This is a genomic window from Mesorhizobium sp. M6A.T.Ce.TU.016.01.1.1 (assembly GCF_003997065.1).
GTDB lineage: Bacteria > Pseudomonadota > Alphaproteobacteria > Rhizobiales > Rhizobiaceae > Mesorhizobium > Mesorhizobium mediterraneum.
Genome location: NZ_RZTJ01000005.1, coordinates 431,195 through 442,171, shown reverse-complemented (window position 1 = coordinate 442,171; position 10,977 = coordinate 431,195). Strand labels below are relative to the sequence as shown.

Below are 10,977 nucleotides of genomic sequence, written 5' to 3'. Positions count from 1 at the left end.
CAATCCGGCAGGATGGCTGCCTAAACCGACAAAGGCCTCGCAAGGGCCGCGGAAAACCGCTCTGCCGGCCTTCAAAAAGGCCCCCACTGACCACCGAACTCCACTTCGCTCCCCGTGCAAAGCCCTCACAAGGGGAGAAGGTGGATCGGCGCGTAGCGCCGAGACGGATGAGGGGTGTTGGACGGAGTGCCGTCGGTGCCAAGCTGGAACACCCCTCATCCGTCGCCTTCGGCGACACCTTCTCCCACAAGGGGAGAAGGGAAGAGCTGCCCCTCAGTTCACGGCGCTGATATTGCCTAGGCGTAAAAACAGCGTTTCGCCGGAGGAATCATCGACGCCGTCATTGTCGGTGGTGACGAAGATGTCGCCATTCTTGTCGATGGTGAAACCTTCGACCTTGTCGACGACATAGCCGTTGGTGGCTGATTTCAGGTCGCCGATGATGTCGCGCACCAGCGTCTTTTCTACCAATGGCAGTTCGCCGCCGAGCTTGGCCGGCTTGAAAGCGTCGAGCGCCACCGAATAGACGCGCTTCACCTTGGCCAGGTCGCCGATCTGGTTGTCGCGTTCGAGGATGTAGAGCTTGCCTTCATGCGCGGTGATCTCCGACAGGCCCATCCAGCCAGCTTCGGTCGCTTCGAGCGGGTAGCGCACCGCCGACCATTCCTTGGCCTTCGGCTTGTAGGCCAGAAGCTTGACCTGGCCCTTCGGATCGTCGGCCCATTCACGCTGCACTGCCATCACCAGCGTCAGGTCGTCGCCCTCGCCGATCGCGGTGATGCCTTCGAGACCGAAGCGGGTCTGGTGGGCGAGCAATTCCATCGGGAAGCCGATTTCCTGCTTGATCTCGCCCTTGTCGTTGACGCGCAGGATGGCGTGCGGGACGAGCTTTGCTGGATCGCCTTCATTGGCCAGCCAGAAGCCGCCTTCACCGTCGGCGACAAGGCCTTCGATGTCGAGCTTCTGTGCGGGGTGGCCGTTACGCGTGACGATGGTCTTGCCGGTGATCAGCGCCGAGGTCTGCGTGGCATCGATCTCGAAGATCGAGGGTGCGTTGGCGTAGAACGAGTCCGAACCCGCGAAGAGCTTGCCGGCAGTGTCGCCGGCAGCGAGCGCCGAAAGCGCGCCCCAGCCGAGCGGCGTGCCGTCTGCCGTGAGCTTTGCCGTGATCATCGGGTAAGTGGCGGGGCCCTCGGAGCGCTCGTAGACCATGACATGCGAGCGGGCGAGCCCGTCCTCGACCAGGTCGGCCTCGTTGGCGGTGACCAGGAGATTGCGCGATGGGATCGCGACCAGGCCTTCTGGAGCGATGCCGGACGGCAGGATCTGGACAAACTGAGGTTCCGCACCGGTGTCCTTGTAGACGCCGACCACAGAGCCACGCTCCGAAGCGACGAAAATCAGCCTGTCTTCGCCGAACGTGCCGGTCTCGAGACCTTCCGGCTCGATGCCCTTCTTGTTGCGGTCGTCGGGATAATGGCCGGCATTGGCAACCTGGTACTCGAAGGACGGACCGGATTCGTAGAGAACCTCGCCCTTCTTGCTGAAGATCGTGAAACCGCGCGAGCCGCCCTTATAGTCGCCTTCGTTGGCGACGACGAGACGGTCATTGTCGAGCCATTTCACGGCGTCGGGTTCGCGGGCGACGTTTTCCATTTTGCCATCGAAGGACAAGGCGCCGTTCTTCTTGGTGTCGATCTTGTCCAGCGTGACCGAGCCTGCGGAGAAATGCGTGACGATCGCGCCGGTTTCGGCGTTGACGATGGCGATGTGGTTGTTTTCCTGCAGCGTGACCGCTATCTCGCCAGCCTCGTTGAAGGCGACGAATTCCGGCTCCGGATCTTCCGCCGCGACTGCGGCAATGCCAGCAAGGTTCACGGTCTTCATCGTCGCGCAGTCAGGCTGGCCTTCGGCAAGCGTGAAAATCTTGAGGTCGCCCGCCGGCATCTGCGGTATTTCTCCGTCGTTCACCTCCTCGTCGCGCTCGTTCTCGATGGCGATGGCGAGGGACTTGCCGTCCTTGCTCAGCGCCAGCGAGTCCGGCTGGCCGCCGAGGTCGCAGGTGCTTTCGATCGCCTTGGAGGCAAGGTCGATGACCGTAAGGTTGCCCGAAGGCTTGGCTTTGCTCTCCGACGTGTTGATGCCGGCCAGCACCTTGCCGCCGATCACCACAACCGAGGTCGGCTCGCCGTCGATCTTGACGATGCCGCCGGCCTTGGGCGCCTTAGGGTCGGTGATGTCGATGAAACCGACCGCACCGAGCGGGCTGTCGGAATAGACCAGCGTCATGCCGTCTTCGGAGGCCGCGATGATCTCGGACGAAGTCGGCGTGGCCTTCTCGACGTCCGCCGGGAGGTTTCCGGCGACTGCGAAGCTCGCGACCCGGTTGAACATCATGTCGGCATGGGCCGGCAGCGAAACGGAGGCAGCAAGCGCTGCCGTCAGGACGAAAAGCGCGGAATGGCGGGGCACGGGTGGCGTCTCCTGTTCGGATGGAAGCCACCTGCTTTGGAGGAGCGACATTTCAATGCGATGACGGATCCATGACAATTCCGCGACAGTCGGTCAGGGTTCCTCAATATTCACGCCAATGCCTGCAAACGGTGGCTTTCTGCGGCCGCGATCAGTGCCGCAGGCGCGAGCGGCAGGATGCTCCAGCCGGCCCTCTACTCCGCATCGGCCACCATCTGCCGCCCGCCAACCCAGTTCCGCCAGGCTCTCTCGTCGCCGTGGAAGACGTTGAGGTCGATGCGGCCCCTCACGCCGTGCGACAGGCCGGAGCCGGAATACTGCCAGAACACCCATTTGCGGCCGGGATAGACCTTTGACGGGTGCTGCGCCACCGCCCGCAGCCAGAACGGATAGTCGGGGAAAGCGCCTCTGAGATTGTCGCGGTAGAAATCGGGCGCGGTGTAGATGATGGGCCGCTGGCCGTAGTGGCGCTCCAGCTTGTCCATGAACACCTGCATCTTCTCCAGCACGTTTTGCCGCGACGGCCGCCGCTTGCAGCTGGATTCGCCGTTCCACTCGACATCGATCACCGGCGGCAAGGCGCCCTCAACCCTCGGCACGTTGCGGATGAACCAGTCGGCCTGCTCGCCGGCCGTGCGGCACCAATAGAAGAAGTGATAGGCGCCGCGCTTGAGGCCAGCGGCGTCGGCATTGCGCCAGTTCTTCCTGAACATCGGGTCGAGATGATCGCCGCCGTCGGTCGCCTTGATGTAGGCGAAGTTCGCGCCCTGCGCGCGCAGCTTGTCCCAGTTCACGTTGCCCTGCCAGCGTGAGACGTCGACGCCGTGAACGGCGAGGTGCCTGGGCGAGGCCCTGCCGAAATTGATCGGCTTGGCGTCACGAAAACGATAGCGCTGGACCGGCTCGGCGAGGATCGGTGCTGCCCGCGCCAGCCGCTTCGGCGCCACCAGGGCAATCGGCTCGGCGGGTGGTTCAATGCTTTCCACAGGCTCTGGAGGAGCCATCGCCACGGCTTGGTCCATCGCCTCTTCCTGAGCAAAGGCGGGTGCGGCATCGGCGGCACCGACCGACGCGACCGGCGCGGGCGGCCGCACAACCGAGCTGGTCGTCTCGCTGGACGGCACTTGCAGCGCGTCGACGCCGGACGTCGACGTGCAGCCGGCAAGGCACAGCGCTGCGATCGAGAAGATAACGACGCCTGATAACCGCATCTGGACCTGTACGCAAAACACAACAGACCGATGGCAAGACAGCGCCGCCGGACAAACCAGTCCAGATTACTAACGAGAAATTACCAACAAAGTTTGAATCAAATTGTTAGGGGCTCTTCATCGAAGCGTCCGCGGGACAGCGCGAAAGACCACTGACCCTGTCAGGCACCGCTGCCTAGCTGCACAGCCATAGCTTGTGGCAGGTCTCGGCTACCATGTGGGCTGGCGGTACAAAGCGATCGGGATTGACCTGCGCATCGTCCTCCGCCCGGCGAACCTTTTCTTCAAGCAGCGTGCGAAGCGCCGCCGGCTGCACGCGATCGCGTTCCATAACGAGCTTGATCATCGGATCGCTCAAAAGCTCATCCAGGGTGTTGATTCTGTCGTTCATCCGTCGCCTCCTCGACCGCCGACCCGCAAGCAATAGATAGGTGGCAATGATGGCTCGCCAATGACGCTTTGCCGGCTATCTCGTGTCCCGAATGAAAAAAATTGGGCACGCCCTGTGCTTCAGTTCGCCTGTGCTTCAGTTCGGCGGCGGGGCGCCTTCATATTGCGGCAGTCCGTCGTCGAGCTGTACCCAGGGCTGCTTCGAGGCGGTCCACATATGCATCTGCGGCTTGAACATGGAGGGATCGTCGAGCGAGCCTGACGTGACGCCGATGACACCGGCGGAGTCGCGCCGGGAAAACATCGTCGTGCCGCAGGCCGGGCAGAAGCCGCGCTTGAGATCGGGCGAGGAATTCACCAACGCCACCGGCCCTTCTGTCGTCACGTCGTCGATGCGGAACAGCACGCGGGCGTTAAAGGCCGCGCCCAGCGCCTTCTGGCAAAGCCGGCAATGGCAGACGCGCTCGTTGATCGGCGCCGCATCAGTGCGGTAGCGCACCGCCCCGCACAGGCAGCCACCCCGATATTTCGCCATAGTTGCGCCCCTCTTTCCTAGGATTGGCGGCAAGGTAGCTGCCGGCATAGCAGCGTCAATTGAAAAGCTTTGATGGCGCCATCTGTTGGCGTGATGCGGCAGGCGGAACTTGTGATGTGGTCAGGCGCGACGCGCAACCGGCGTCGCCGGCCATCTCGCGGGAGACGGCCGGCAGGCAATTGTCAGGCGTCAGTTCGTTTCGCTGACGATCTCGTCCCAGGTCTTCACCTTGGTCTCGCCATTGAGGAAGGGCAGTGCGGCGGCTGTCAATTCCGGCGCAAAGAACACATCGTAATGGGTGCGGTTCGGCAGGATGGCCAAGCGGTTCTGCGACAGGTTCTCGCGCATCCAGCCGGCGTCCTTCAAGCCGCCGCCGAGCATCTGATAGAATTTGATCTCGTGCTCAGGCCGGTACATGTCGCTGTCGCCGAACGCCAGCATGACCGGCATCTTCAGCTTCGGCACATCGGCGGAGTAGTCGTAGTCCTTGCGCATATAGGCGCCAAGCTGATCGAGCAGCTTCGGAAAATCCTGCGGATGCGGCGCCACCGCCACATAGGATTTGTACATCGGCGTGTCCTTCATCATGTCGGCCATCGCCGCGCCGACCTGCGCCTGCTGGCCGCGCATCTCGGCATAGAAGCCGTCCGCGGCATAGCCGGTCGAGACCAGGACGAGCCGGCGCACGGCCTCGGGATGCTGGACGGCCATGCGGAAGGCGACACCGCCGCCCAACGAATAACCCATGACGTCGACCTGCTCGTAGCCGAGCGCCTTGACGATCGCCGCCATGTCGTCGCCCATCGCCTCCAGGCTCAATGGCCGGTCGCCGAGCGCGGTGCGGCCGTGGCCGTGCAGGTCGACGCCGATGACGGTGCGGTTTTCGGCAAGCTTCGGCAGGATCGGCGCGAACATATCGGTCGTGCCGAGCCCGCCATGCAGCAGAAGCAGCGGTTCGCCCTTGCCATAGACGGCATAATAGTAATTCAGGCCGTTGATCGGCAGCAGGCCGGATTTCGCCGGCTTCGGCATTGCTTTCGTTTCGGTCGTCATGGCGGGCTTTGCCTCCTCGGCTTTGGTGGCGCCCGGCGCAGCGAACAGTGCTGCGGCCGAGGCGAAAATGGCGAAAAAAATCGATCTGGACATGTCGGTCTCCTCCCGTCCCGCTGATATCAAAGCCGTTTGGCGACTTCTTCGAGCTGGTCGGCGCACTGGCCCCAGCCCTCGTGAAAGCCCATCTTCTCGTGCTCTTCGCGGTCAGTGACGGACCAATGCGCAACCCGGGCGATGTAGCGGGTCTTGCCCTCGCCCTCATCCTCGAAGGTCAGCACGACCGTCATGAACGGCTTTTCGGACGGCTCCCACGCCTTTGTATAGGCGTCGGTGAGAACGATCTTCTTGCCCGGCACGACTTCGAGGAAGATGCCGGGATTCGGGAATTCATTGCCGTCGGGACCCGCCATGACAACCAGGCTGGAGCCGCCGGTGCGCACATCCATTTCGGCGCGCGGCGTCGTCCACGGCTTTGGCGCGAACCATTGCGTCACGAGCTTCGGCTCGGTCCAGCAGCGATAGACGTTCTCGCGCGGCGCATCGATGATGCGGGCGAGAACCAGTTCGCGGTCGGAGCTGGGGGCGATGTCGAGCTTGGTGGTCATGATGGTCTCCTCACTGCTTGCAAAAGAGTTGGCTTGAATGCCGGTTTCCGTCTCAAGGACGAGCGGGCAACGCGCAGCCCGACACGGGTCTCGCGAAAAATTTCGCTAGAGCGGCCATGATGATCGACAGTCGATGTCGGTGCTGCCCCTCACCTGCCTGCCGGCATCCTCTCCCCGTAGAACGGGGAGAGGGACGCTCTTGTCAATGATTTCGCTAATCTCCTGCGTTGCAGAAAGAGCACCAAGGCTGCGGCCGTCGGGCTTCGGAGAGAAGGTGCCGGCAGGCGGATGAGGGGCAGCGCAAACCTGAAGCGATAGCCTGCGTCAGTGGCGCTTGGCTTGCACCAGATAGGCGTCGATGTCGGTCTCGCCGAGCCACTTCGCCGCTTCCAGCCGGTGCAGGCCTTCGACCAGGATATGGCGCTTGCCGTCATGGCGCACCTGGATCGGGGTCTTCATGCCGTTTTCCAGAATGTCCTCGGCCAGATGCCGGACGGTTTCGGGATGCAGTGTCTTCTTGCGCGCGGTCGGCACGTAGATGTCGTCCACCCTGACCTTTTGCACTCTCAGCATGTCGGCTCCTGTGGCGGAAAAGGCCGCCCTTTGTGAGATAATCTGTTTGGCAGGCAAGGCCAAGGCCGGCTGTGAGCTATCGCTGGCCCGATCGTTTCCAATTGACGGTTGGCCGCCAGATGGTCGAAATGACGCGTTCGACCCTTCACAGGCGTTCATGACCAAGCTTCCTACCGAATTCCCCGATTTCGGACTGACGCCCCACCAGCGCCGGCAAGCCGTGCGCGGCCATTATTACGAATGGCCGGGGATGGATGGCGAACGCGGCGAGATCTGGTGCTACAGCGACCGTTTCTCATACCGCCGGGGCGAGACGGTAGTGCTGCATGTCAGCTCGACGGCCTCCAGCTTCACCATGTCGATCGTCCGCGACGGCGGCACTGAAACGAAAATGTTCGAGAAGACTGGGATCGCGGCGCGCTGGCAGGACACACCCGACCAATGTTCGGTCGTGGGCTGCGGCTGGGATACGTCGTTTGAATTCCGCGTCGACGACGACTGGCCGTCCGGAGCCTATCGCGTCATGCTGACGGCGGACGGGCGCGACGGCAAGCCGATCCGCTACCATCATCTTTTCATCGTTAGCCCGCAGCCCGGCAAGAAACGCGGTCGTGTGTTACAGGTTGCGGCCACAGGCACATGGCTTTCCTACAATACGTGGGGCGGCTCGAACCATTACCAGGGCATCACCGGCGCGAACCGCGACCAGTATGCCCCAAGGGTGTCGACGCAGCGGCCGTGGTGCCGCGGCTTTGTCGTTCTGCCGAAGGAGGCGCCGCGCGTGCCGCTCGAGGTCGCCGTGCCGCCGAAGACCGTGCCGCGCTATCCGCATATGGAATGGGCCTTCGCCACCGGCCATTCGAAGAAATATGCCTCGTCCGGCTGGGCAAGCTATGACAGCCACTTCTTTCGATTTGCCGAGCGCGCCGGCTATGCCGTCGACCTTGCCAGCCAGCACGAACTGCATTTCTCGCCCGAAATCCTCGACGGCTATGACTGCGTCGTCTTCGTCGGACATGACGAATACTGGACCTGGGAGATGCGCGACGCGGTCGACGCCTACGTCGAGCGCGGCGGCCATGCGGCGCGCTTCGCCGGCAATTTCATGTGGCAGACGCGGCTGGAGGACGAGGGCCGCCGGCAGGTCTGCTACAAATACCGCGCCCGCGCCGAGGATCCGGCCTATCGGGGCGGCGACGTGACCCGCGCCACCAATTCCTGGGAAGCACCTGAGATTGGCCGGCCGGGTGCCGCGACCTTCGGGCTCAATGCGACCAGGGGCCTCTATGCCGGCTGGGGCGGTTGCGCGCCGCGCGGCGTGCGCGGCTTTCCGATCTACCGGCCGGAGCACTGGGCGTTCGCCGGCACAGGCATCTACTATGGCGACCTGCTCGGCGCCGACAGCCATGTCTATGGCTATGAGGTCGACGGGCTCGATCACGAAATCCGCGGCGGCCTGCCCTACCCCACGCCCGACAGCGGCGCACCCGATGGGCTGCAAATTCTCGCCGTCGGCATGGCTAGCCAGGTCGAGGAGAGCGCCGACATTGCGTTCGAGGACCAGTTTCTCGGCGATGCCGACGGCCGCTTTTCCGCCGAGACGCTGTTCGGCGAGGCGAGTGACGCCAATCTCGACAAGGTCAAGCACAGCAACGGCATGATAGTCAATTTCCGGCGCGGCAAGGGCGAGGTGTTCCACGCCGGAAGCTGCGAATGGGTCGCCGGCCTGCTAAAGCAGGACCCGATGGTCGAGCGCGTCACCAAAAATGTTCTCGACCGTTATCTTGGAAAGCCATGACATGCTGAAATCCCAGACCCCTGCTCCGGACACCGAGACGCGCCCGCCGTCGCATCTGTTCTATCTGTCCAGCCTGCGCCGGCCGCTGGTTGATCGCGCCGAAGGCATTTACATCTGGACGCAGGACGGCCGCCGCTTCATCGACGGATCGAGCGGACCGATGGTCGCCAATATCGGTCATTCCAACCGCAACGTGCTCGACGCGATGAAGCGGCAGATGGACCGCGCCACCTTCGCCTACCGGCTGCATTTCGAAAACGAGCCGGCCGAGGGGCTCGCGCGGCTATTGGCTACCAAACTCCCCGAAGGGATGGACCGCATCTTTTTCGTCTCGGGCGGCTCGGAAGCGACGGAATCTTGTATCAAGCTTGCCCGGCAATGGGCTGTCGCCACCGGCCAGCCCAAGCGCTGGAAAGTGATCACGCGCTTTCCCTCCTATCATGGCGGCACGCTTGGTTCGCTGTCCGTCACCGGCGACGATGCGCTGGCCGAAACTTTCGCCCCGATGATGCAGGTCATGCCAACCGTGCCGGCACCGGCCGCATGGCGCGATCGTGACAATCTCTCGCTGGAACAGCGCGGCATCCGCTACGCAGACATGCTGGAGGAGAAAATCCTGGCCGAGGGACCGGAAAGCGTCCTCGCCTTCATCATGGAGCCGGTCGGCGGCGCTGCCACCGCGGCGCTGGTGGCGCCGGACAGCTATTATCCGCGCATCCGCGAAATCTGCGACCGCTACGGCATCCTGCTCATCCATGACGAAGTGATGAGCGGTGCGGGCCGCACTGGAAAATTCCTCGGCGGTGACCACTGGAATTGCAAGCCCGACATTGTCGCGCTGTCGAAGGGGCTGGGCTCTGGCTACGCGCCGCTCGGCGCGCTGGCGGCACCGATGCGGCTGGTACAGCCGCTCGCATCAGGCGGCTTCCAGCATGGCCATACCTATGCCGGCAATCCGCTCGCCTGCGCCGCCGGGCTCGCTGTGCTTGGCGAGATGGATCGTCTCGGCATGATCGCCAATGCGGCTGACATGGGCGATCTTTTGATGGGCGAGTTGAAGGGGTTGGCCAAGCGCTTTCCGTTCATCGCCGATGTGCGTGGCAAGGGCCTGCTCCTAGGTGCCGAGATGGTCGCCGACCCCGATACGCTGAGACTGATCGCGCCGGAGAAGAAAGCCACCCAGCGCCTGCTCGACCTCGCCTATGAGCGCGGCCTGATCATCTATGGGCGAAAGGTCAAGGGTGGCGTCGACGGCGACAATTTCATGGTGGCGCCGCCGATGATCGTCACCCGAGAGCAGATCGGCGAGATCGTCGCCATCATCGGCGACTCGCTGCAAGTATTGGCCGGCGAGCTCGACCTGCCGGTCGAAGGCTGAAAATGGCGCCGCGAAAAGTCATCATCACCTGCGCAGTCACCGGATCGGCGCACACGCCGTCAATGTCGCCGCATCTGCCGGTGACGCCGGACCAGATCGCCGCAGACGCAATCGCAGCGGCGGAAGCCGGTGCCTCGATCCTGCATCTTCACGCCCGCGACCCGAAGGACGGGCGGCCAACGGCCGATCCCGATGTGTTCATGCAGTTCCTGCCGCGTATCAGGCAGGCGACCGATGCGGTGATCAACATCACCACCGGCGGCTCCTCGCTGATGACGCTCGACCAGCGTCTGGCCGCACCGCTCAGGGCAGAGCCCGAAATGTGCTCGCTCAACATGGGCTCGATGAATTTCGCGCTGTTCCCGATGCTCGACCGGCCAAGAGAGTGGCAGCACGAGTGGGAGCCCAAGCTGCTGGAGGCAACCCGCGACACGATCTTCAAGAACACCTTTGCCGACATGGAGACCGTGCTCGAAAGACTTGGAAAGGGCTGCGGCACACGTTTCGAATTCGAATGCTACGACGTCGGCCATCTCTATTCGCTGGCGCATTTTCGCGACCGGGGGCTGGTGTCGGGACCCATGTTCATCCAGTTCGTGTTCGGCATACTGGGCGGCATCGGCGCCGACCCCGACAATCTGGTGCATATGAAGCGCATCGCCGACAAACTGTTCGGCGACAGCTACCAGTTTTCGGTGCTGGCTGCCGGACGCCACCAGATGCCGATGATCTCGATTGCGGCTGCGATGGGCGGCAATGTCCGCGTCGGGCTGGAGGACAGCCTTTACGATGGCCGCCAGCTGGCGAAGTCCAATACCGACCAGGTGCGCCGTATCCGCAGCGTGCTCGACGGGCTGTCGCTGGAGGTTGCCACGCCCACTGAGGCGCGCGAGATGCTGGCGCTCAAGGGTGGCGATAGGGTAGCGTTCTGAGATGGTTGCTTTCACTCCCCTCTTGCCGCC

Annotated in this window: 10 protein-coding genes; 3 read left to right on the top strand and 7 right to left on the bottom strand. The window is 63.3% G+C overall.

The window, feature by feature from the left end:
- Positions 1-273: 273 nt before the first annotated feature.
- From EOC94_RS13620 to EOC94_RS13590, 7 genes are all read right to left on the bottom strand, one after another.
- On the bottom strand, positions 274-2,472 hold the full coding sequence (locus EOC94_RS13620; RefSeq protein ID WP_127291033.1) for an esterase-like activity of phytase family protein: 2,199 nt from the start codon (positions 2,470-2,472) through the stop codon (positions 274-276).
- A gap of 194 nt (positions 2,473-2,666) precedes the next feature.
- Positions 2,667-3,683, bottom strand: coding sequence for a GH25 family lysozyme (locus EOC94_RS13615; protein ID WP_127291031.1), 1,017 nt, complete (start codon positions 3,681-3,683; stop codon positions 2,667-2,669).
- 175 nt (positions 3,684-3,858) lie between these two features.
- Positions 3,859-4,074, bottom strand: a complete 216-nt coding sequence (locus EOC94_RS13610) for a hypothetical protein (RefSeq protein ID WP_127291029.1) — start codon at positions 4,072-4,074, stop codon at positions 3,859-3,861.
- Positions 4,075-4,209: 135 nt separating this feature from the next.
- Positions 4,210-4,608: a GFA family protein gene (locus EOC94_RS13605; RefSeq protein WP_127291027.1), complete on the bottom strand. Its 399-nt coding sequence runs from the start codon at positions 4,606-4,608 to the stop codon at positions 4,210-4,212.
- 189 nt (positions 4,609-4,797) lie between these two features.
- The gene (locus EOC94_RS13600) at positions 4,798-5,754 is read right to left on the bottom strand and encodes an alpha/beta hydrolase (protein ID WP_127291025.1); all 957 of its coding nucleotides are present in this window, start codon (positions 5,752-5,754) and stop codon (positions 4,798-4,800) included.
- A gap of 26 nt (positions 5,755-5,780) precedes the next feature.
- Positions 5,781-6,266: an SRPBCC family protein gene (locus tag EOC94_RS13595; protein WP_095489677.1), complete on the bottom strand. Its 486-nt coding sequence runs from the start codon at positions 6,264-6,266 to the stop codon at positions 5,781-5,783.
- Between the two features lie 324 nt (positions 6,267-6,590).
- A complete protein-coding gene (locus EOC94_RS13590) occupies positions 6,591-6,839 on the bottom strand; it encodes a ParB N-terminal domain-containing protein (RefSeq protein ID WP_095489540.1) in 249 nt (82 codons plus the stop codon).
- 157 nt (positions 6,840-6,996) lie between these two features.
- Between EOC94_RS13590 and EOC94_RS13585 the strand changes: the two genes are divergently transcribed.
- From EOC94_RS13585 to EOC94_RS13575, 3 genes are read left to right on the top strand one after another with little or no spacing between them, the layout of a single operon-like run.
- Entirely contained in the window at positions 6,997-8,637 is a 1,641-nt protein-coding gene (locus tag EOC94_RS13585) for a N,N-dimethylformamidase beta subunit family domain-containing protein (protein ID WP_127291023.1), read from the top strand.
- Between the two features lies 1 nt (position 8,638).
- Positions 8,639-10,015, top strand: a complete 1,377-nt coding sequence (locus EOC94_RS13580) for an aspartate aminotransferase family protein (RefSeq protein ID WP_127291021.1) — start codon at positions 8,639-8,641, stop codon at positions 10,013-10,015.
- Between the two features lie 2 nt (positions 10,016-10,017).
- Entirely contained in the window at positions 10,018-10,947 is a 930-nt protein-coding gene (locus EOC94_RS13575) for a 3-keto-5-aminohexanoate cleavage protein (protein WP_127291019.1), read from the top strand.
- Positions 10,948-10,977 lie beyond the last annotated feature (30 nt).

Excerpts from the sequence above, each read along its gene's own strand:
- EOC94_RS13610 (WP_127291029.1), bottom strand. The coding sequence starts at position 4,074 with ATGAACGACAGAATCAACACCCTGGATGAGCTTTTGAGCGATCCGATG.
- EOC94_RS13585 (WP_127291023.1), top strand. The coding sequence starts at position 6,997 with ATGACCAAGCTTCCTACCGAATTCCCCGATTTCGGACTGACGCCCCAC.
- EOC94_RS13615 (WP_127291031.1), bottom strand. The coding sequence starts at position 3,683 with ATGCGGTTATCAGGCGTCGTTATCTTCTCGATCGCAGCGCTGTGCCTT.
- EOC94_RS13575 (WP_127291019.1), top strand. The coding sequence starts at position 10,018 with ATGGCGCCGCGAAAAGTCATCATCACCTGCGCAGTCACCGGATCGGCG.
- EOC94_RS13590 (WP_095489540.1), bottom strand. The coding sequence starts at position 6,839 with ATGCTGAGAGTGCAAAAGGTCAGGGTGGACGACATCTACGTGCCGACC.
- EOC94_RS13600 (WP_127291025.1), bottom strand. The coding sequence starts at position 5,754 with ATGTCCAGATCGATTTTTTTCGCCATTTTCGCCTCGGCCGCAGCACTG.
- EOC94_RS13580 (WP_127291021.1), top strand. The coding sequence starts at position 8,639 with ATGCTGAAATCCCAGACCCCTGCTCCGGACACCGAGACGCGCCCGCCG.
- EOC94_RS13595 (WP_095489677.1), bottom strand. The coding sequence starts at position 6,266 with ATGACCACCAAGCTCGACATCGCCCCCAGCTCCGACCGCGAACTGGTT.
- EOC94_RS13605 (WP_127291027.1), bottom strand. The coding sequence starts at position 4,608 with ATGGCGAAATATCGGGGTGGCTGCCTGTGCGGGGCGGTGCGCTACCGC.